Source organism: Pseudomonas sp. S3_A03 (assembly GCF_054668275.1).
This window is the reverse complement of the sequence record NZ_CP162753.1, coordinates 4,913,982-4,935,415: the sequence shown is the minus strand read 5'-3', so window position 1 is coordinate 4,935,415 and position 21,434 is coordinate 4,913,982. Positions and strand designations below refer to the sequence as shown.

12 protein-coding genes, 1 tRNA gene and 3 pseudogenes are annotated in these 21,434 nt (G+C 63.1%); 4 read left to right on the top strand and 12 right to left on the bottom strand.

The window, feature by feature from the left end; translation table 11 throughout:
- Positions 1-122: 122 nt before the first annotated feature.
- A complete protein-coding gene (locus AB4O25_RS22570; protein WP_068938060.1) occupies positions 123-2,648 on the top strand; it encodes a PepSY domain-containing protein in 2,526 nt (841 codons plus the stop codon).
- Positions 2,649-2,704: 56 nt separating this feature from the next.
- On the opposite strand, the gene AB4O25_RS22565 is transcribed toward AB4O25_RS22570, so the two are convergent.
- The 4 genes from AB4O25_RS22565 to ptsP form a co-directional block, all read right to left on the bottom strand.
- Positions 2,705-4,246: an alkaline phosphatase D family protein gene (locus AB4O25_RS22565; protein ID WP_460149989.1), complete on the bottom strand. Its 1,542-nt coding sequence runs from the start codon at positions 4,244-4,246 to the stop codon at positions 2,705-2,707.
- Positions 4,247-4,368: 122 nt separating this feature from the next.
- Positions 4,369-6,087, bottom strand: coding sequence for a PTS fructose-like transporter subunit IIB (locus AB4O25_RS22560; protein ID WP_017529848.1), 1,719 nt, complete (start codon positions 6,085-6,087; stop codon positions 4,369-4,371).
- A gap of 11 nt (positions 6,088-6,098) precedes the next feature.
- Positions 6,099-7,019: a 1-phosphofructokinase gene (gene pfkB, locus AB4O25_RS22555; protein ID WP_017529849.1), complete on the bottom strand. Its 921-nt coding sequence runs from the start codon at positions 7,017-7,019 to the stop codon at positions 6,099-6,101.
- Complete coding sequence (ptsP, locus tag AB4O25_RS22550; RefSeq protein ID WP_017529850.1) at positions 7,020-9,878, bottom strand: phosphoenolpyruvate--protein phosphotransferase; 2,859 nt, start codon at positions 9,876-9,878, stop codon at positions 7,020-7,022.
- A gap of 294 nt (positions 9,879-10,172) precedes the next feature.
- Here ptsP and cra point away from each other — a divergent pair, with 294 nt between their 5' ends.
- Together cra and AB4O25_RS22540 are read left to right on the top strand one after the other, a co-directional pair.
- A complete protein-coding gene (cra, locus tag AB4O25_RS22545) occupies positions 10,173-11,168 on the top strand; it encodes a catabolite repressor/activator (protein WP_017529851.1) in 996 nt (331 codons plus the stop codon).
- Between the two features lie 2 nt (positions 11,169-11,170).
- Positions 11,171-11,947 carry a TatD family hydrolase gene (locus AB4O25_RS22540; RefSeq protein ID WP_065877309.1) on the top strand — a complete coding sequence of 259 codons (777 nt, stop codon included), beginning with the start codon at positions 11,171-11,173 and terminating at the stop codon, positions 11,945-11,947.
- On the opposite strand, the gene AB4O25_RS22535 is transcribed toward AB4O25_RS22540, so the two are convergent.
- The 5 genes and pseudogenes from AB4O25_RS22535 to AB4O25_RS22515 form a co-directional block, all read right to left on the bottom strand.
- Entirely contained in the window at positions 11,894-12,325 is a 432-nt protein-coding gene (locus AB4O25_RS22535) for a hypothetical protein (RefSeq protein ID WP_017529853.1), read from the bottom strand. The genes AB4O25_RS22540 and AB4O25_RS22535 overlap by 54 nt on opposite strands.
- Positions 12,326-12,452: 127 nt before the next feature.
- A complete protein-coding gene (locus AB4O25_RS22530) occupies positions 12,453-14,483 on the bottom strand; it encodes a methyl-accepting chemotaxis protein (RefSeq protein WP_460149988.1) in 2,031 nt (676 codons plus the stop codon).
- 176 nt (positions 14,484-14,659) lie between these two features.
- The gene (gene ampE, locus AB4O25_RS22525; RefSeq protein ID WP_017529855.1) at positions 14,660-15,496 is read right to left on the bottom strand and encodes a regulatory signaling modulator protein AmpE; all 837 of its coding nucleotides are present in this window, start codon (positions 15,494-15,496) and stop codon (positions 14,660-14,662) included.
- Complete coding sequence (gene ampD / locus AB4O25_RS22520) at positions 15,493-16,056, bottom strand: 1,6-anhydro-N-acetylmuramyl-L-alanine amidase AmpD (protein ID WP_017529856.1); 564 nt, start codon at positions 16,054-16,056, stop codon at positions 15,493-15,495. Before ampD ends, ampE begins: the two co-directional genes overlap by 4 nt.
- Before the next feature lie 61 nt (positions 16,057-16,117).
- A pseudogene (locus tag AB4O25_RS22515) lies at positions 16,118-18,264 on the bottom strand (DUF1631 domain-containing protein).
- 245 nt (positions 18,265-18,509) lie between these two features.
- Between AB4O25_RS22515 and nadC the strand changes: the two are divergent.
- A pseudogene (nadC, locus tag AB4O25_RS22510) lies at positions 18,510-19,356 on the top strand (carboxylating nicotinate-nucleotide diphosphorylase).
- A 52-nt stretch (positions 19,357-19,408) separates the two neighbouring features.
- On the opposite strand, the gene AB4O25_RS22505 reads toward nadC, so the two are convergent.
- The 3 genes and pseudogenes from AB4O25_RS22505 to AB4O25_RS22495 all read right to left on the bottom strand — a co-directional run bounded on the left by AB4O25_RS22505 (position 19,409) and on the right by AB4O25_RS22495 (position 21,403).
- Positions 19,409-19,714, bottom strand: a complete 306-nt coding sequence (locus AB4O25_RS22505; RefSeq protein WP_017529859.1) for a DUF6388 family protein — start codon at positions 19,712-19,714, stop codon at positions 19,409-19,411.
- 164 nt (positions 19,715-19,878) lie between these two features.
- Positions 19,879-19,951: transfer RNA gene (locus tag AB4O25_RS22500), tRNA-Thr, on the bottom strand.
- A 50-nt stretch (positions 19,952-20,001) separates the two neighbouring features.
- A pseudogene (locus tag AB4O25_RS22495) lies at positions 20,002-21,403 on the bottom strand (O-antigen ligase family protein).
- Positions 21,404-21,434 lie beyond the last annotated feature (31 nt).

Sequence of the window (21,434 nt, the reverse complement as noted above, 5' to 3'; positions counted from 1 at the left end):
CAGCAAACAGCCCCACGCATCGGATGCGCGGGGCTTTTTTATGTAAAACAGAATGTTTCTCGACAAGCCACGGCATAATGCGCGCCGTGCCCTACATACCCAGATAGACGAGGCGGTCAGACGTGTTGAAGAAAACCCTGTTCCAGTTGCACTGGTTCTTCGGCATCACTGCCGGGCTGGTGCTGGCCTTGATGGGGATCACCGGGGCGGCGGTCTCGTTTCAGGATGAACTACTGCGCGCGCTCAACCCCAGCGTACTGAGCGTAGAAAAACGCGAAGCCGGCGTGCTGCCACCCGCCGAACTGGTGCGCAAACTGGAAGCCACCGAAGGCAAAACCGTGGCCATGCTCTGGGTAGAACGCGACAGCGGCCTCGCCGCACGCGTGTCCTTCACCCCGCCGCCGGGCGAGCGCCGGGGCCAGATGCGCTACTTCGACCCCTACACCGGCGACTATCGGGGTGATGTGGTCGGCCAGGACTTCTTCGGCTTTATCCTGCAATTGCACCGTTTCCTCGCCATGGGTGAAACCGGGCGGCAGATCACCGGCGCCTGCACCCTGATCCTGGTGTTCTTCTGCCTCTCCGGCCTGTACCTGCGCTGGCCGCGCCAGGTCGCGAACTGGCGTGCGTGGCTGACCCTGGACTGGCGCAAAAAGGGCCGCAGTTTCAATTGGGACCTGCACTCGGTATTCGGCACCTGGTGCCTGTTGGCCTATCTGCTGGCGGCGTTGACGGGCCTGTCCTGGTCCTACGACTGGTACAGCCAGGGCCTGACCAAGCTGCTGTCCGACGCCCCGCAAAACGAACGGGTGCGCACACGCGGCCCAGCCCCCGCCGGCCCGGCGCCGGTCGCCAATTACGAGGCGATCTGGAGCAGTATCTACAGCAACGCCGGCCCCGGCTTGAGCGCCTACAACATCCGTATGCCGGCAGTCGCCGGGCAGCCCGCCACGGTCTATTACCTGCTGCAAAACTCACCCCATGACCGCGCGCTGAACCAGATCAACCTGGACCCGGCCACCGGCGAGGTCAAATCCCACGATCAGTACGCCAACAAAAGCTTCAAGGCGCAGTTGCTGACCAGCCTTTACGCACTGCACACCGGCAGCTATTTCGGCCTGACCGGGCGCATTCTCCTCACCCTCAGCTCGATGCTGATGCCGTTGTTCTTTATCACCGGCTGGCTGCTGTACCTGGACCGTCGTCGCAAAAAGCGCCAGGTGCGCGATGCCCGCCAAGGCCTCGGCGCCAACCACAGCGATGCACCGGCCTGGCTGATCGGCTTTGCCAGCCAGAGCGGTTTTGCCGAACAGCTGGCCTGGCAGACCGCCGCGCAATTGCAGGCGGCCGGCCTGCCGGTGAAGGTGCAGCCGCTGGGTAGCGTCAGCCAGGATGACCTGTGCCAATCGCACCACGCACTGTTTGTGGTGAGCACCTTCGGCGACGGCGAAGCGCCCGACAGCGCCCGCGGTTTCGAACGCAGCGTGCTTGGGCAAGCCCTCTCCCTCAAGGGCCTGAACTACTCGGTGCTGGCCCTGGGTGATCGCCAGTACGAGCACTTCTGCGGCTTTGCCCGACGCCTGCATTTCTGGTTGACCAACCAGGGCGGCAACCCGCTGTTCGCCCCGGTGGAAGTGGACAGCGGCGACACCGCCGCGCTGCTGCATTGGCAACAACAACTGGGGCAACTGACCGGCCACGCGCCCGCAACGGCATGGCCCACCGCGCAGTACGAACTCTGGACGCTCAGCCAGCGCCGCCTGCTCAACGCCAACAGCAGCGGCTCGGCGGTATACCTGCTGGGCCTCACCCCGCCCAAGCCGCACACCTGGCAAGCCGGTGACCTGGTGGAAGTGCTGCCGCGCAACTGCCCATCGGCCCTCGAGCACTTCCTTGACGGCCTGGGCCTGGCGGGCAGCGACGATGTACTGATCGACGGGCTGGCGCAGCCTCTCAACCAGGCCCTGGCCAGCCGTCAACTGCCGGACAACCGCACCCATCTGGTCGGCCTGCACGCCCAGGCGCTGGTGGACGCGCTGGTGCCCCTGGGCATGCGTGAATATTCCATCGCCTCGATTGCCAGCGACGGCGTCCTGGAACTGATCGTGCGCCAGGAACGCCACCCCGACGGCAGCCTGGGCCTGGGTTCGGGTTGGCTCACCGAGTACGCGGCGGTCGGCTCGGGCATCAGCCTGCGCCTGCGGCGCAACAGTGGTTTCCATCTGCCGGATGCCCCGGTGCCGCTGATTCTGTTGGGCAACGGCACCGGCCTCGCCGGACTGCGCAGCCTGCTTAAGGCACGCATTGCCGATGGCCAGCAGCGCAACTGGTTGTTGTTCGGCGAACGCAATATCGCCCACGACTATCTGTGCCGGGATGAGCTGCAAAGCTGGCTGGCCAGCGGTGATCTGGCCTTGCTGGACCTGGCGTTCTCGCGGGATCAGGCAGAGAAGATCTACGTACAGGACCGACTGCGCGAATCGGCGGATGTCGTGCGCAAATGGCTGGCCGATGGCGCGGCGATTTATGTGTGCGGCAGTTTGCAGGGGATGGCGGCGGGCGTGGATCAGGCACTGCTGGATATCCTCGGACGTGAGGCGGTGGAACGCTTGATCGAGCAAGGCCGTTACCGTAGAGACGTGTACTGACGCGATCCAATGTGGGAGGGGGCTTGCTCCCTCCCACATTTGGATTGCATTTCAAGTCAGGTTGGTTGCAGCTTCTGTTGGAACACCGAGATCCCATCCAAGTCCCGCAATATCACGGTCAACTCCGCCGTCTGACCATCGATGTTCACCTCGCCAAAAAACTGAAACCCGGCAAATGGGGAGGTGTTTTGCGCCGGCGGTGCCTTCTCGAACACCACCTCCGGGCCAAAGGTTTTATCCAATGGATTGGGCCCGAAGCTCCCCGCATTCAGGGGCCCGGCGACAAACTCCCAGAACGGCTCGAAATCCTGGAACGCTGCGCGGTCCGGGTGATAGTGATGCGCTGCGCAGTAGTGCACATCCGCCGTCAGCCACAGGTGGTTACGCACCTGTTGCGCCCTTAAAAAGCCCAGCAGCTCGGCAATTTCCAGCTCGCGACCTTGCGCCGCGCCAGGGTCACCATTGGCAATGGCTTCCCAGCGTGGCACGCCGGGGCTGACTTCACCGTCGGGTACACCCAGGCCAATCGGCATATCCGCGGCAATCACCTTCCACTGCGCCGTGGAAGCCTTGAGTTCGCGCTTGAGCCAATCGAGTTGCTCGCGGCCCAGGAAGGGTTTGGCGCCGCCCAGGTTGTCATCGTTGCCACCGCGATAGCTGCGCATGTCGAGCACGAACACATCCAGCAACGGGCCGTAGCTGAGCTTGCGATAAATCCGCCCACCGCCGTCGGCGCTCTGCAGGCGCATCGGCGCATATTCGAGCCAGGCCTGACGCGCGCGCCCCACCAAGGTGTTGACGTTCTTGGTCTGGTAACGCTCATCGAGCTGCTTGCTTGGCGACCAGTTATTCACCACCTCGTGGTCGTCCCACTGCCAGATCTGCGGCACCTCGGCATTGAAGCGGCGCACGTTTTCATCCAGCAGGTTGTAGCGGTAATTACCGCGATATTCGTCAAGGGTTTGGGCGACCTTGCTCTTGGCTTCGGTGGTGATGTTGCGCCAGATGCGCCCGTCCTCGGTGGTCAGTTGCGTCGGTACCGGGCCGTCGGCGTAGATGGTGTCGCCGCTGTGGATAAAGAAGTCCGGCAGGCGCAGGCGCATGGCTTCGTAGATGCGCATGCCGCCGATGTCCGGGTTGATGCCGAAGCCCTGGCCGACGGTGTCGCCACTCCACACAAAGCGGATGTCGCGCCGCTGTTGCGGCACGCTGCGCAGGTGGCCGAACCAGGGCTCGCTGGCGATGCCCGTCTGGGCATCTTCGAAGTGCACGCGGTAGAAAATCGCCTGGTCGGCGGGCAGCCCGCTGAGTTCAACGCGGGCGGTAAAGTCGCTGCGGTTATCGGCCAGCGGCGAAACGAATCGACGCGGGTTGCTGAAGACACTGCGGGTGTCCCACTCCACCACCATGCGCGCCGGGCGGTCGCTGCGGCTCCAGATCATGGCGCGGTCGCCAAGCAGGTCGCCGGACTGCACACCGTCAGTGAGTTGCGGCCGGTCCTTGACCGACGCGATCACCGCAGGCGCCAGGCCCGGCAGCAAAAGACCGGCGCCGACGGCTTGCATCACGCGGCGACGGCCCAGATCGAAGTGGCTCATGCGGGTGCCCTCTTGAGAATCAAAAGGGCACTTAAACACGCAGGAATGAAGCGAATGTGACACTCACCCTGCGGTGAGCCGAGCTCCAATGTGGGAGCAAGCCCCCACATTATTGAAGGGTGTCAGGCCTTGGCGGTGGTGACTGCCAGCTCCACCGCTTCCGGGCGCTTGATCAACGCGTACACCACGCCGGTCAACAGGCTGCCGGCCATAATCGCCAGTAGGTACAACAGCGCATGGTTGATTGCATTCGGGATCACCAGGACGAACAACCCGCCATGGGGCGCCGCCAGCACACAGCCGAAGTACATCGACAAGGCGCCGGTCAATGCACCGCCGGCGATGCTGGCCGGGATCACGCGCAGCGGGTCTTTGGCGGCAAACGGAATCGCGCCCTCGGAGATAAAGCACAAACCAAGGATCATCGCGGCCTTGCCGGCTTCGCGCTCGGTCTGGGCAAATTTGCGCCGTGCCAGGAACGTGGCGATGCCCATACCGATTGGCGGCACCATGCCGGCGGCCATGGTCGCGGCCATCGGCGCGCCACTGGACGCCGCCAGTAACCCCACCGAAAACGCATACGCGGCCTTGTTGATCGGCCCACCCAGGTCCACACACATCATGCCGCCCAGCAAGATACCCAGCAGCACCGCGTTGGTGGTGCCCATCGTGCTGAGGAAGTCGGTCAGCCCGGTGAGCATGCGCGCCACCGGCGGCCCCACCAGATAGATCATCGCAAGGCCGGTGAACAGGCTCGCCAGCAACGGGATGATCAGGATCGGCTTGAGCGCCTCCATGCTCTGCGGCAAGCGCACGGCACGGCTGATCAGCTTGACGCTGTAGCCCGCCAGGAAACCCGCCAGGATCCCGCCGATAAACCCCGCGCCCAACGTGCCGGCCAACAGGCCGCCGATCATGCCGGGCGCAATGCCAGGACGGTCGGCAATCGAGTACGCGATATAACCCGCCAGCAGTGGCACCATCAACGTAAAGGCGCTGTTGCCGATGGTTTTCAACGCCGCCGCGAGAGTGCCTGGCTGTTCAAACGCGTGAATGCCGAACGCGAACGACAACGCGATCAACAACCCGCCCGCCACTACCATCGGCAACATGAACGACACCCCGGTGAGCAGGTGTTTGTACACGCCGGTTTTTTCCGGCTTGGCCACCGCGCCGCTGGCCGCGCTTTCAACGCTGCCTTCGGCCAGGGCCTTGTTGAGGGTCGCCTCGGATTGCTTGAGGGCAATGCCGGTGCCGCAACGGTAGATTTTCTTGCCGGCGAAGCGCTCGGTGGCGACTTCGATGTCGGCCGCGAGCAACACCACATCGGCATCGGCGATGGCCTGCGGGCTCAACGGCGTACGCGCCCCAACCGAGCCTTGGGTCTCGACCTGCAAGTCGTAACCCAGGCGCCTGGCCGTCTGCTGCAAAGCTTCGGCGGCCATGAAGGTGTGGGCGACGCCGGTCGGGCAGGCCGTGATCGCCACGATCCGCGGGGCACTCTTCGGCGCAACGGGGGCTTGGCTGGCGACAAATACCTGGGCTTCTTCAGCACCGCGACGCAGCACCGCTTCGACATCCGCCAACGCCTGCGCCGGGGTGCTCTGGAATACGCGCTTGCCGACAAACCGCTGCATATCCACTGGTGTGCTGCTGACCAGCAACACCCATTCGGCGCCGTCGATCGTGGCCTGGGACAACGCGCGCTCCGGGTGCTGCGTATCCACCACTTCGACGCTGGTGCTCCAACCCTGGCGTTGCGCGGCGGCGTCCAACAAGCGGGCGCACAGCACACTGGTGACCATGCCGTTGGGGCAGGCAGTAACAATGGCTAACTTCATCACAAACCCTCTTATTGTTCTGTCAGCGGGCGTACAACAACGCCGCTTTCGAGGCGCGCCAAGTGCGCGTCATCGCTGATGCCGAAACCGATCTGCGTCACCGCCATCGCGGCAATCGCGGTGGCACGGCGCAGCGTCTGCTCGGGCGTGTCGCCGCTGAGCAGACCATGCAGCATGCCGGCCAGCAGCGAGTCGCCGGCGCCCACGGTGCTGGCCACCGTCACCCGTGGCGGCGTGGCATGCAGCGTCGCACCCGAGCTGTACCAGGTCACGCCTGCGGCACCGTCGGAAACCACCACGTGCTCCACACCCTGTTGATGCAGTTGGCTGACGGCATCGGTGGCGTTGTCCAGCGCCTCGGCCAGTTCTTCGGTATTGGGCTTGACCATCCAGGGGCCTGCCTTCAAACCGGCGCGCAGCGCTTCGCCGCTGGTGTCCAACACGACTTTCAATCCGAGGTTTTTGAGGTGCTCCAACATGCCCTGAAACCACTGCGGGCTGACGCCGCGCGGCAAGCTGCCGGCCACCACCACCACATCGAAGTCGAGGCCGACGGTTGCGATCCTGTTGAGCAGGTCTTGTTGCGCCTGCTCACTCACCAGCGGCCCCGGCGCATTGATATCGGTAACCCGGCCATCCTGTTCGGCAATCTTGATATTGCTGCGGGTTTCGCCCGGTACACGAATGAACACGTCGCCAAACCCACGGCCGGCGATCAGCGCCTCGAACGCCTGGGGGTTTGCGCTGCCGAGAAACCCGCCGACGCTTACGTGATGCCCCAGGTCGGCCAGCACTTGGGCGACATTCACGCCCTTGCCGGCGGCATGGGTCAGCAGGGTTTCGCTGCGGTTGACTGCACCGGGCGCCAGGCGCGGCAAACGCACCGTCAGGTCCAACGCCGGGTTCAGCGTCAGGGTTAGAATCCTTGCCATTTACACCGCCTCCACTAGGGCACGCACTTCGGCAGGGGAACCCACCGCCAGTGCTTGTTGCGCCAGGCGCTGGGCCTCGCTCAGACTGAATTCACGCACCCGCGCTTTCACTTCGGGAATGCTGCGGGCCGACACGCTCAACTCATCCACGCCCAGGCCGACCAGCACCGGCACCGCCAGCGGGTCCGCCGCCAGCTCGCCGCACACGCCGACCCATTTGCCATGGGCATGGGCCGCGCGCACGGTGATGTCGATCAGTTGCAACACCGCCGGGTGCAGGCCATCGGCCTGGGCCGACAAGGTCGGGTGGCCACGGTCGATGGCCAGGGTGTATTGGGTCAGGTCGTTGGTGCCGACGCTGAAGAAGTCGACCTCCTTGGCCAGCACCGGCGCCAACAACGCGGCGGAGGGCACTTCGATCATGATGCCCAATTGCAGATCCGCCACCGGAATCTCCAGGCGCAGGCGTTCGGTCATGTCGCGGGCCGCGCGCCATTCATCCACGCTGCCGACCATGGGGAACATGATGCGCAACGGGCGGCTGTCGGCGGAACGCAGCAATGCGCGCAACTGCGCTTCCATGATCTGCGGGCGCTGCAGGGTCAGGCGAATACCGCGCACACCGAGAAAGGGGTTTTCTTCCTCGGCAATCGGCCAGTAAGGCAACGGCTTGTCACCGCCCACATCGAGGGTACGCACCACCAGCGGGCGCCCGCCGAGGCCATCGAGCACGCGGCGGTATTCGGCTTCCTGGGTGGCTTCGTCCGGGGCTTGGGGGTGCGCCATGAAAATCAGTTCGGTACGCAGCAAACCGATGCCTTCGGCGCCCTGCTCCACCGCGCTGGCCACCCCGGCGCTTTCGCCGATGTTGGCGAACACTTCCACGGCATGACCATCGCGGGTCAGGGCCGGTTCGTGGCGCTGGGCCGCAGCGGCTTGCAGGCGTTGTTCGCGGGTGTCGCGTTCAACGGTGGCGCGTTGCAGGGTCGCGGCGTCGGCGTCCACATGCAGGCGGCCGCGCTGACCATCGAGCAACAGCGGCGTGCCGGCGGCCAACAACAACACGCCGGGGCCGGCGCCCACCAACGCGGGAATGCCGAGGGCGCGCGCGACGATGGCACTGTGCGCCGTGGCGCCGCCACGGGCGGTGAGGATGCCGGCGACGCGAGTCGGGTCCAGGCGCGCAACATCGGAGGGGCCGACTTCGTCCATCACCAGGATGTAAGGCTCACTCGGCTCCTGGGCGCCTTCGACGCCGCACAATTGCGCCAATACACGCCGGCCGATGTCGCGCAGGTCGGCGGCGCGCTCGGCGAGCAAGGCGTCCTGCAATGCCTCCTGCTGCTTGGCGGCGGCTTCGATCACGCTCATCCACGCGGCTTCGGCGCTCTCGCCCTGCTTGAGGCGCGTGTCGACTTCGTCGGTCAGTTCGGGGTCGTCGAGCATTTCCTGGTGAGTGATGAAAATCTCACGGATCGCCTTGGACGGGTTACGTTCGATCAAGCCCTGGATATCCCGGCGCACGTCCGCCAGGGCGGCTTGCAGGCGCTGACGCTCAACGGCCGAGGTTTCGCCGCGCAGCGGGTAGTCGAAGACTTGCTGGACCTGGATATGCGCAGGGCCGATGGCAATGCCCGGCGCGGCGGCAATTGCCTGCACCTGGCTGCCGGCCGGCGGCGCGCTGACTGCCGGCTCGATATCGAGCACTTCGGGCTGGGCGCTCACCGTCGGCAACGCCTCGACCTCTTCGCCGAGGCCCTCTTGCACCGCCGCCAACAGCGCGGGCAGGGCATCGCCGGCAATGCTCGGCTCGGCGACAAATTCCAGCACCTGGCCGCGACGCGCGCCGAGGCTGAGCAGCTTGCTCAGGCTTTTCACCGACACGGCGCCTACCGGACCATCGACGATGCGCACACGCAGGTCGCCGTCAAAACTCTTGGCCAGTTGCGCGAGGATCTTCGCCGGGCGTGCATGCAGGCCGTGGGCGTTGGCCAGGGTGATGCGGGCGCTCGGCCAGTCAGGCGGCAGTTCGCCGCCCAATACTTCCAGCACCGCGCGACTGCTGGTAGCGCGCCCCAACTCTTGGCCGCGGCCTTCAATCAACAAGGCGCACAGGCGCTCCAGCAAGGCCTGGTGCGCTTCGCCAAGGCTGGCCAGGCAGAACAGACCGTTGAGCGGCTGGCCGAGGTAACGCATGGGCTTGTCCGGTGTGACAAACGCCAGGCCCGGACGCTTGACCGTCTGTTCACTGTGCAGCCACCACAGGCCATCGCCCAGTGGCAGTGCATCGACCTGCTGCAGCACCGCGGCAAAGCCATTGCTCACGCAATCGGCCTGGCGCAACAGGCGCGCACCTCGCCACACCAGCTCTTCGAAGTCGTCGGCGGACACGCCGAGGCTGATCATCTGCGCATCCAGCGCCAGTTCCTGCGGCGCGCCTTGCAACAGTTTCAGCAAGGCTTCGGCGCTCGCGGCACGGCGCAGCGCCTGGCCCAGGTCGGTTTCGCCGAGGGCACGGGTAAGCAGTTGCAGCAGGCGCAGGTGTTCATCCGATTGGGCGGCAATACCAATCGCCAGGTAGACGATCTGGCCGTCGCCCCAGTCCACCCCTTCGGGGAACTGCAGCAGGCGCACGCCGGTAAGAAAAACCTGGTCGCGGGTTTCGGGAGTGCCGTGGGGGATGGCAATACCTTGGCCGAGAAAAGTCGAGCCTTGGGCTTCACGGGCCTGCAAACCGCTGAGATAACCCTCGGCGACCAGGCCATCGGCCACCAGTTTGTCTGCGAGCAGGTGCAAGGCAGCAGATTTATCCACAGCCACTTGGCCCATGGATATCTGCTCTACAGTGAGCTCAAGCATGCCGTTCTCCTAGTTAGTGCAAAGGGTGCACTAGGTATTGTTTTGAATAAAACAGTGTAAAGGTGTTCAGTGATAGCTGACTGAGTAGTCAATTGGCAGTAGTTACTCAGTAGCGAACGTCTTAAAAATACGCTGGCTGAAACGTTTAATCTAGAATTTATGGCAGATTACGCGTTTATTGCGCATCCTTGAAGAACCACTCGGCGTTTGAGCGCGGACATGGGCGGCAGGCTGGAATCGGTTACGATTGGACAAAATGTCGGGGCAAGCTCCAAAAAACAAGGAAATCCCGGTTTGAAACTCAGTGATATCGCACGCCTGGCCGGTGTCTCCGTGACCACCGCCAGTTACGTGATCAATGGCAAGGCCGCACAGCAACGCATCAGCAACGCTACCGTCGAGCGGGTGCGTGCGGTGGTCGAGGCCCATGGTTTTACCCCCAACCCCCAGGCCGCCGGACTGCGCAGTCGGCACACGCGCACCTTGGGCTTTATCCTGCCCGACCTGGAAAACCCCAGTTACGCACGAATCGCCAAGCTCTTGGAACAAGGCGCGCGCGCGCGCGGCTATCAGCTACTGATCGCCAGTTCCGACGACGACGCAGACAGCGAGCGCCAACTGCTGCAACTGTTCCGCGCACGACGCTGCGATGCGTTGTTCGTGGCCAGTTGCCTGCCCGCCAGCGACGACAGTTACCGCGAGCTGCAAGCCAAGGGCCTGCCGGTGATCGCCATCGACCGGGTGATGGCGCCGGAGCAGTTCTGCTCGGTGGTCAGCGACGACCGCCAGGCCTGCCAGCAACTGACCAGCAGCTTGCTGCAGCCGTTGCCCAAACAGATTGTGCTGATCGGCGCACGGCCCGAGCTGAGCATCAGCCAGGAGCGCGCCGCCGGCTTCCGTGAAGCGCTGCAAGGGTTCGCGGGTGAGGTGATCGTCGAACACGGCGAAGCTTTCAGCCGCGACTGTGGCCGCCAGTTGATGGAGCAACTTCTGCATCAACTGGGGCATCTGCCTGACGCGCTGGTGACCACGTCCTACGTGTTGCTGCAGGGTGTGTTTGACGCGCTGCATGACTTCCCGCTGAAATCACGCCCGTTGCGCCTGGGCACCTTTGGTGACACCCAACTGCTGGACTTCTTGCCGCTGCCCGTGAACGCCATGGCCCAGCAGCATCAGCTTATTGCCGAAACCGCCCTGCGCCTGGCCCTGGCGGTCATTGAAGAAGAACAGTACCAACCGGGCGTACACGCCATCGGCCGGACCTTCAAGCAGCGCATTGTCGAGGCTTGAGCGTGGAGCTGATCGACACCCACACCCACCTGGACTTCGCGGACTTCGACACCGACCGCCGCGAAGTCCTCGCCCATAGCCGTGAAGTGGGCGTGCGGCGCATGGTGGTGCTGGGGGTGTATCAGCAGAATTGGCAGCGCGTGTGGGATTTGGTACAGGCTGATGAAGGTTTGTTCGCCGCCTTTGGCCTGCACCCGGTGTACCTCGACGATCACCGCGCCGCCGACCTGACGGCCCTGGGCGACTGGCTGAGCCGCCTGCGCGGCCATCGGCAATTGTGCGCGGTAGGCGAGATCGGCCTGGATTACTTCCTTGAACACCTGGACCGCGAACGCCAGCAAAGCCTGTTCGAAGCCCAACTGCAACTGGCGGCGGACTTCCAGCTTCCGGCGCTGCTGCACGTGCGCCGCAGCCACGCGGTGGTCATTGCCACCCTCAAACGCATCCGCCTGGCACGGGGCGGCATCATCCATGCCTTCGCCGGCAGCCGGGAAGAGGCGCGCGAATACATCAAGCTGGGCTTCAAGCTTGGCCTGGGCGGCGCCGCCACCTGGCCCCAGGCGCTGCGCATGCACAAGGTACTGGCGCAACTGCCGCTGGACGCGGTGGTACTGGAAACCGACTCGCCGGACATGGCCCCCGCCATGTACCCAGGCCAGCGCAATAGCCCCGAGCATCTGCCGGCTATCTGCGCCGCGCTGGCCGATCGCATGGGCATCAGCCCGTCATTGCTGGCCGAGGCGAGCACACGCAATGCGTGCGAGTTGTTTAATTGGTAGCGCCGGGTTCACGGCTTGCAGGTTCAAGGTCAACCGTTGCTGGTGACGGGCATAGCGCAACACCGCGAAATGCACCAACACCACCAGTGATGAAAGGTTGAACTGCCCAAGCACACTGAGCAGCCCCAGCCACTCGGCCACCAGCGCCACGATCAACACCACGCACGTCAGCGCCACCATGCCCGGGCGTACCAGCGCCCAGTGGTCCAGCGCCTTGAAGTGGCGCAACTGCCGGGGGCAATTGAGCGCCAGGACCCGCTGGCAATAGGGGCAATCGAAAGGTACTTCGATGGCGATGGCATTCAATTGCCAAGCCTTGAGTTCAAACGTGATGTCGCAATGGGCGCAATGCCCTTTGATGCCAATTGCACCGGTCATCGTCGTGCCTACCCTGGACTGTGATTGAGTGAAATAAATTCTCACCCATTCACTCGACGAGAAAACCCGGCCAGGCAAATCCAGACATGCGCCACACCGGCAGCAGCGCCCCTCCTACATCTGCGCCCTACACGCGAAAGGCACCTATCAATTGCTTCAATTCGACCACCTGCATCGATAGCTGTCGGCTCGCCGCTTCGGTCTGATGCGCGCCTTGGGCGGCATGTTCGCCGGCGCGATTGATTTCGACGATGTTCTGATCGATGTCGTGGGCTACCGCCGTCTGTTGTTCCACGGCGGCGGCGATCTGCTGGTTTTGATCAACGATCATGCCGACGGCGCCGAGAATATTCTCCAGGGCCTGCTGGACCTGCTGCGACTGGCCCACCGTGCCGTTAGCCACTTCATGGCTGGTGCCCATGGCCCGCACCGCCGCGTCTACTCCGCTGAGTAAACGGCTGATCATTTGTTCGATTTCTTCGGTGGAATGCTGCGTGCGCCTTGCCAGCGTGCGAACCTCGTCGGCCACCACCGCAAACCCTCGCCCTTGCTCACCTGCCCGCGCCGCCTCGATCGCCGCATTGAGCGCCAGCAGGTTGGTTTGCTCGGCAATGCTTTTGATCACTTCCAACACGCTGCTGATGGACTGGCTGTCGGTGGCCAATTGGTTGATCACCCGTACCGACTGGTCGATTTCGCCGGCCAACCGCGCAATGCTGGCTTGCTGGGATTGCACCAGGCCGCGGCCGCTGACGGTTTCTTCGTTGACACTATGGGCACTGCTCACCGCAGCAGCCGCATTGCGCGCGACTTCCTGGGCAGTGGAAGACATCTGGTTCATGGCCGTCGCCACCTGTTCGATTTGCGTGCGCTGGCCCGAAACCGCCTGGTTGCTCTGGGCCGAAACCGTTTGCACCTGGCCCGCCTGCACTTCGACCTGGCCGACGGTGTGCCCGACGCGCTCGATTAAATCATGGATTTTCGCCACCGTGCCGTTGAACACCTGGCCGAGGTCACCCAGCTCATCACGGCTGTGGGCGACGAAGGTGACGGTCATGTCGCCGGCCGCCACCTTGTCCATCATCGCGCCCAGGCTGCGCAGCGTCGTGCGGGTGGACGCGTAGAACCCGGCATATAAATAGAAGATCAGCAAAAACACCGCCGTCAGCGCCGAAACCAGTAGCACCATGTGCAGGCGATTCTGCGCCAGGCGCTGCTCCAACTGCTGCCCGAGGAACGTCAGCGTGGCCTCGTCGAGTTGGTAGGTCTGGGCCATCAATTGGCTGACCGCGTCATAGAAACCCTGCCAGGGCGCGTCGAGGGTTTCGGCCATGACCACCTGTTCTTCAAACAACTCGCTGGCGTGTTTGAGGCTGGCATTGCTGGCCTTGGCCAGGCCATCGAGCGCGCCGTGGGCGGCTTTGCTGGAGCCCAGGGCATCCTGCAACTTCAACCCGTATTCGGCCTGCAGCTTTTCCAACTGCTGCAACAGTTCGTCAAACCGCGTGCTGGAGGAAGAATTGAGAAAGCCCTGGCCCAGTGAGTACGCGCCCATTGCCCGCCCTTCTCCCAAGGTCTGGGTGACTTGCGGGGTGACACTGGTGATCAGCTCGCTGAGCTGGCGCAAGTCGCTCTGGGGGTCGCGGCTCAAGCCTGACTGGCTGGCGATGATCTGGCTGAGCATCTGCGCTTGGTTGAGCAATTTGCCGATCAATGCACTTTTGCTCAGCAGCGAGGTTTCCTGTTGCTGAGCCTTGAAGGCGGCGATCAATTCGTCGCGCTTGCCGTCAAAGACTGCAATTTGCTCAGGGTCGGTGGCCATTGCGCTGAAGCCTTGCAGGCGGCTGAGCGCGCCCTGCTCAAGGCTGTTGATCTTGCTTTCAAGGTCACCCGCCTTGCCGGACTGGCCGAGGGTCGCGTTGATTTGCACCTGGTTGTTGAGCGTTTCCAGGTCGCGGCGCAGGGCCAGGCTGCTGCCAAGCAGGTCCAGGCTTTGCAGCTCGACACGGGTGCCCTGGAATTCGCGCCAGGAATCGCGCACCAGATAATAGTTGGTCGCCAGCATCGGTAGCAGGAACAGCACGCTGATCAAGCTGAACTTCATGCCAAAGCTCAAGCGATTCATCAGCGCGACGGCGGGATAGAGCAAGCTCTTCACAGGTGAACTCCCTTTTTATTTTTATTGAGGCGCAGGGCGGCGGCACAAAGCCACTATTTGGCGCTCTGTCTGTATAGCTCAATTCGAAAGGGAGTTTTGTAACTTAAGGTTAACGAGCGAGAATCGGGGCTGCTGTTACGCAGCCCCTTGCGGGCAAGCCCGGCTGACCATTGAGATCAAGGCAACACGGTCCAGATGGCAAACCCCGCGTACCACAACACCGCCGCGCGCAACAGCAACTCCCACAGACGATCCAGACTGTTGATGCCGTCGGCGCCCACTGCCGGCGGTGGGATTTCGGCGGCCACCAGGCCGACTTTTTCGACCAACTGCGCGGCACTGATGTCCCAACTCAGGAGTTCATGCAGCATCACCCGGCTGACCGCAACGAAATTGCCCACCAAGGCAAAACTGGCGGCCAGCAAGCGCACCGGCAACCAGTCAAACGCATGCCGCAGTTGCCCGGCGCGCTCGGCCACCAGAGGGTTGCGGCTGTGTTCACTGGCCAGCGCCAGCAGGCGATAAGCCAGGGCGGCGACCGGGCCCAGCAGGAAGTACCAGAAAATCACCGCAAAAAAGCTCTGATAGGCCTGCCACAACAGATGGCCCTGAACGCGCTCCAGCAGTTGCTCGCCGCTGTCGGCGCCCAGTTTCAGGTCGCGTTCGGCTACATGTTCGGCGGCTTGCAGGTCCCCACGCCGCCAGGCATCGCGAAACGGACCGAGGCCGGCCAATAGATCACCACGCCCCAGGCTGTAGATCACCACCAACAGGTGCACCGGCAGCGCCAACAGGCCATACGCCACGGGCTCCAGCACCAGCAGCAACAGCGCCAGCAACGCCACCGGCAGCAACACCAATACGGTCAGGATCAGCCACGGGCGCTTGCCCATGCGCGGGCTCGCTTCCAGCTTGGCCAATTCGCGCAACCAGCCGCCGTCACGCTGCAACCGCTGGCGCAGGGCCGAGAACTTCTCGATCCACACCGCCAGCACCAAAACCAGAAAACTCATCGTGCGTGTCCTCCATCCTGCAGGGCGCTGCGAAAGCGCGTCCAATCAAAAGCGGGGCCGGGGTCGGTCTTGCGTCCCGGAGCAATATCGCTGTGGCCACAAATACGCTGCGCGGTGATGCCTGGGTAGGCCTTGAGCAACTGGCGGCTCAGGTCGATCAATGACGCATATTGAGCGTCGGTGAAGGGCAGATCGTCCGTCCCCTCCAGCTCGATGCCCACGGAAAAGTCATTGCACGTTTCACGCCCTTCGAAACACGAGACTCCAGCATGCCAGGCCCGGTCGTTGCAGGACACAAACTGCGTCACATCGCCGTCGCGCTCAATCAGAAAATGCGCAGACACGCGCAGGTCGGCGATCCCTTCAAAGTAGGGATGTTCCGTGACATCCAGGCGATTCTGAAAAAACTCCTGCACCTTGCCGGTGGCGAACTGTGCCGGAGGCAGGCTGATGTTATGCACCACCAACAGTGAGATTTCGCCTGTGGGGCGCTCGTTGAAGTTGGGCGAAGGGCAATGGGGAATGCCCTGACACCAACCACTGGCGGGGTCCAACTGCATACAGGATCCTTGAATGTGACTAATTATGACCAGTATGCCGCGTTCGACCCTGTGGTTGCGATCACTTGCCGCGATTGAGTTGACGCAATTGACTGATCACAGCCGTCAGCGCGCGTTCGAACAATGGCCCATCGTCCAGGGTATGCAGTGCGCCGCGCTTGAACGCCCGCGCCAGTTGGCCGGCGTTTTTCTCCAGGACCTTGAGCCCCGTGCGGCCGACAAAAATATAGGTATTGGCCGGCGCCATGATCGCCAGCAATTTGCAACGCAGGGCGTCAGCCTGGTCTTGCTGGAACACGACCCAGCTACCGAGCCGTAGTTGGCGCACCTTGAGCAGATCAGGATCATCGTCCGCCAGGCCTTCGGCCGAATCGGGCGGCAGCACACTGAACACAAAAGGCTCGCGCACTTCGAGCAAGCCTTCGCCGTCGGGCGGCCGAACATGCAGGGCCTGCAGGCGAACAAAAAAATCACGGCTGCTGAACGGGTCGAACGCGGCGCTGGCCAAGCCGTCGCGCAATGCCTTGAGCAAGCGCGGCAACTGCTCCAGCAAGTGCCGTCCGGCTTCGGTATCTGCCTGCAGGCCGACGCTCCATATCAGCTCGTCCATGGTGCGCAGCGCCGCCTGCCATTGCACCGACTGCTCGCCGTGCTTAAGGCAGGTCAAAAGCAGCACCTGGCTCCAGGCCTGCTGTAAAAACTGCACGACCGCATGCGGCAACACCTTGCCCAGCAGCCGTCGATTCAAGGCGTCGGCTACCCGCTGCCGGGCGGCTTCGGTGAGGACGCGCCCGGCCTCGGTATCGAGGGTGTGCTGTTCAAGCAGCTCGCTGCGGCGCTGCTCTTGGGCGATAAACCCACAGAACTCGGCGAGCAGTTGGGAAAAAATCAGCGGATCTTCGACATATTCATTGAGCAAACGCTGCACCACCTGCTCGATGCGCATGTACAGGCTGTCGCGCGCGTAGTCATCCACAGGGCTCCAGGCCATGGCCGCTGCCGCGAGTTCATTGAGCAGGCGCCGGGCCGGGTGGCCGGCACGGCTGAAGAAGCTCTTGTCCTGCACCGCCACTTTCAACAGCGGGATCTGCAAGCGCGCAATCAGGGCCTTGAAGGCATCCGGCACGGCGCGGTCATTGAGGATAAATTCGAACAGCAACGCGATCAGGTTGATCACGTCTTCATCCACCGCTTCCACCACCCGTGACTTGCCACTTTTGACGCTGACGCGGGTTAGCAACTGCTCGAGTTGGTTGCGCAGGTCAAAATCGTCCTCGGCATCAGGCTCCGGCACGTATTGCTGCAAATGCGATAACAGCCGCACGAGGTCGCGGGTGGCGATGGGCTGGGGTGCGGCGCTGGCTTCCAGGGTGGGCGCGACACTACCGCGTACTGCGGCCAGCAACGTCTGCAAGGCGGCGAATGCCTGTTGGCCATTTTCATCGACGGGCTGATCGGCCGCCGGCATTGCCGCTTCGCGCTGGTGATCACGGGCGCGCGCCCGCCGGGGCGACGGGACGGTACAGCCTTGAGTTCGGGCAACACCCCGGTAGCCACCAGCAATTGATTGGCTTCGCAGTAGAGCTGGTCGGCGTCACTGAGCACGTATTTCTCAAACAGCTTGAGCATGATCAGTTTGACCCGGATCTCCACGCCCAGGCTGCGCCCCGCCTGCAGAAAAAATTCGCACAGCTGCGCCGGCCCCAAGGGGTTTTCACGATCATCCAGGCGATTGCCCAGCACGGCGCTCAAGCGCGCGGTGAGTTGTGACAGCGCCAGGCCGTCGCGGTGGTGTACCCGGCCAAGCATGGCGTCAAGCGCCACGGCTTTTTCCTGCTCATCCTTGGAGGTGCCCGGCGTCGTGTCATAGGACAAAGCCGGCACCCGTTGAAGCACACCACGCCCCGCCAGGCCCAACTCGGCAAAGGCGTCGAACAGCCTCTGCATGAACACGCGCTCAAAGTTCTTGCGCTTGAGGCGCAGGTCGCGCATGGCTTCGAAAAAAATATGGTGGTCGAGGTTGTTGCCGGCCTTGTCAGCCATTTCGAACAAGGTGTCGTCGGCGTTATCGAACAGCTCTTGCAGGCCCTGCTGCAATTGTTGCGCAGCCTTGTCGCGAACCTGCTGCAACACTATCGGCAGACGGGCCAGCGGCGATGGCATGGCATGCGCCGTGCTGATTGGCACCACCTTTCCGTCATTGTGCATCCTGGCCTCCTGAAACGGCGGTATTGAGTTGGGAAATATCGGGTACAGGCCCGTTGGGGCGCTGCGAATAACCGGTTATCACCAGCACGTCAAAGCTATGACGCCAATTGCAAGGCGCGAGATTATCTTGCAAATGAGAGGGGTTGCGCCAGCAAACTCTGACATTGCGCTGTAAATGAGTGGTGAGCCTGGGTTCGCACGCACGCAGCCCCTATAATCGGGGCACTTTGTTTGTGGAGCCTGTTATGCCGAACCTCCGTCTTGCCGACCTCACCGCCGAAATCGAAGCCAACGTGCGCCGCGCACTGCTGGAAGACATCGGCAGTGGCGATATCACCGCGCAGTTGATCCCGGCCGAACGGCTGGCCACGGCCAACATCATTACCCGTGATGCCGCCGTCATCGCCGGCACGGCCTGGGTGGACGCGGTGTTCCGCCAACTGGACCCACGCGTCGCCGTGCATTGGCACGTGGCCGACGGTGAGCGCGTCAGCCCCAACCAGGCACTATTTCACCTCGAAGGCCCGGCACGTTCATTGCTCAGCGGCGAACGCTCTGCGCTGAATTTCCTGCAATTGCTGTCCGGGGTAGCCACGCGCGCAATCCCTGGCGGACTTTGTCGCCAGCACCCAGGTCAAGTTGCTGGACACCCGCAAAACCCTGCCGGGCCTGCGCCTGGCGCAAAAGTATGCTGTGACCTGCGGTGGCTGCCACAACCATCGCATCGGTTTATATGACGCGTTCCTGATCAAGGAAAACCATATCGCAGCCTGCGGCGGCATCGCCCAGGCCATCACCGCCGCCCACAAAATCGCCCCCGGCAAGCCGGTGGAAATCGAAGTGGAAAGCCTGGATGAACTGCGCGAGGCACTGGCGGCGGGCGCCGATATCATCATGCTTGATGAACTGAGCCTGGAGGATATGCGTGAAGCCGTGCGCCTCAACGGCGGCAAGGCAAAGCTGGAAGCCAGCGGCGGGATCAATGAAACCACCCTGCTGCCCATCGCTGAAACCGGGGTGGACTACATCTCCATCGGGGCGATGACCAAGGATGTGAAGGCGGTGGATTTGTCGATGCGGCTGAGCATCTGAGGGCTGATCGTTTTAGTGAGCGGGCTTGCCCGCTCACTACGGCGTGTCTGCGTCAGACGACCAGATTATTCATCTCGCAATACTCTTCCCAATCGACACCCAACACCTCGGCCGCCTCTTTGTGCAAGGCCAGCCGTGCCGCTTCGAATTCTTCCGGCGTGGAGGTGTACTTGAGGGTCAGCTCCCAAGGCTGAAGACTCTGGCTCTCGGCCTCGTCCTCGAATGCCCACTGAATCTGGTCGCGCTGGTCATCGGCGCTCAGGTCCTTGATTTCGTCTTTAAGCTGCGGCGTGGCCTCAAGGTATTTCTTGAGTGCTTCTTCGTGCCGAGCTTCCTGGGTCATTTCAGTTGTGGTCATGTCGTTCTCTTAGATCGAGGAATGGGGATGCATCTGGGACATCAAGGTTGCGCAGATACAAAAGAGCAGGCACGAATGCCGACTCGTCTGGCCTTCAGAACCATTCTGGGATCATCTGAAAACATTGCCTTTGAAACACGTCTATTGAAACAGTGATGCTCTTTTGCCCGAGACAGGAGTCGAACCTGCGACCTTCGCGTTACGAGTGCGCTGCTCTACCGACTGAGCTACACGGGCGGTGGGCTAAAGCTAGCACCGCATCCGGCGTCCGGCAACTCGCGCCTTTTTTAGCGGGCAATAACCCCTTGGGCCCAGAAGCGCGGTTGCAGATGACGGCCTTCCCCGCTCAGGTACGCCTGCTGGGCAGGCTTGATGTGCGGCACGTCGCGAAGCGCAACCCCGACCAGCAGACCAACGGCCAGCACGCTCAATACCCTCCACGCGAACCAGGCCGGCGGCAGCGCGGCGGTGGCGGGCGCCTGCCACACATGCAACGCCATCAGCCAGCCCACCACCAGCGCCAGCCAGACCTGGGAGTTGGGCATCACGATCACCCCATCGACCATGGATTGCACCAACGCCGCGACCAACGCGGCAAACAGGCATAACCGCAGCAGGTCCACGCGCGCGGCGCAAAGCATGCGCCTGCGCAGCAGGCCCCACGTAGCCCATCCGGCTCGCCACGCCAATACCGCCACGCACAGGGCCGAGGGCACGCCCCATTCGCTGGCCCACTGCAGGATTGCTTGATGGGGATGGGCGGCAATCTCGTTGGCGATATCCGCAAAATGCATCGGGCCAAAGCCCAGCCACGGATGCTCGACAAGCATGTGCCACGCCTGCCACCAGATCGCCTCCCGGCCCGACAGTGTCGTAGTGAGACGATCACCAGCGTCCTTGGTTGTCTCGAACCCCAGGTATTGCGCCAGCAGCGTGAATGCCAGCCAATACAACACCAGCCCGCCCAGCACCGCCGCCAGTTGCCACCCCAGCCAACGTCGACCAACCGGCCCCAGCACCGCGAGCACCAGCCCCGCCGCGCTCATGCCGAGCCAGGTGCCGCGCGTGCCACCGCTGATCGCTATCAGCCACCAGACGCACAGCAACGCCAACACGCCCCCCTCGCCAAACGCGGGAGACAGTGGGCATCAGCAAGGGCAGCGCCAGCAACGGCAGGGTGAATGTCTGGAACTGGCCGTAGAAGCGCTTGTTGGAAAAGCCGGACAGCAGCAGGTCTGGGTCCAGGGTGCGTTCGCCACTGGTGAACGCCAGGGCACCGGCATACAGGTATTGGATCGATTTGATCAGGCACAGCAGCACCACAATAAGGATCAGCACACGATCCAGCGACTCTCCGCCGTGACGGCGGAGCAAGGCAAATGCCAGCGTGATCGCCGCACAGCTGACAAACAGTGCCACTTCAATCAGTGCCCACACAGGCTGATGGGCCAGCGCCGAAGAGACCAGGCCCAACCCGATGATCAGCGCCAGGCCCAGGGCCGTGGGCCGATCCACCAGCGACACGGCAGGGGCGACCGACAACCCGTAAAGCACCGCACAGAGCCCGATGGCGATCTGCATGACACGCTGCAGGTCATGCCCGCTGAACGGCGCGCAAATCCCAACCGCCAGCAGGCACACCACGACCACCAGGAAAATATTGCCTCGCTGCGGTACGGATAACACCATCGGCCACCTCTACGTCCCTGTGGATGGTTGA

Excerpts from the sequence above, each read along its gene's own strand:
- ampE (WP_017529855.1), bottom strand. The coding sequence starts at position 15,496 with ATGAGTTTTCTGGTTTTGGTGCTGGCGGTGTGGATCGAGAAGTTCTCG.
- AB4O25_RS22560 (WP_017529848.1), bottom strand. The coding sequence starts at position 6,087 with ATGAAGTTAGCCATTGTTACTGCCTGCCCCAACGGCATGGTCACCAGT.
- pfkB (WP_017529849.1), bottom strand. The coding sequence starts at position 7,019 with ATGGCAAGGATTCTAACCCTGACGCTGAACCCGGCGTTGGACCTGACG.
- ptsP (WP_017529850.1), bottom strand. The coding sequence starts at position 9,878 with ATGCTTGAGCTCACTGTAGAGCAGATATCCATGGGCCAAGTGGCTGTG.
- AB4O25_RS22535 (WP_017529853.1), bottom strand. The coding sequence starts at position 12,325 with ATGACCGGTGCAATTGGCATCAAAGGGCATTGCGCCCATTGCGACATC.
- AB4O25_RS22565 (WP_460149989.1), bottom strand. The coding sequence starts at position 4,246 with ATGAGCCACTTCGATCTGGGCCGTCGCCGCGTGATGCAAGCCGTCGGC.
- AB4O25_RS22505 (WP_017529859.1), bottom strand. The coding sequence starts at position 19,714 with ATGACCACAACTGAAATGACCCAGGAAGCTCGGCACGAAGAAGCACTC.
- ampD (WP_017529856.1), bottom strand. The coding sequence starts at position 16,056 with ATGCAGTTGGACCCCGCCAGTGGTTGGTGTCAGGGCATTCCCCATTGC.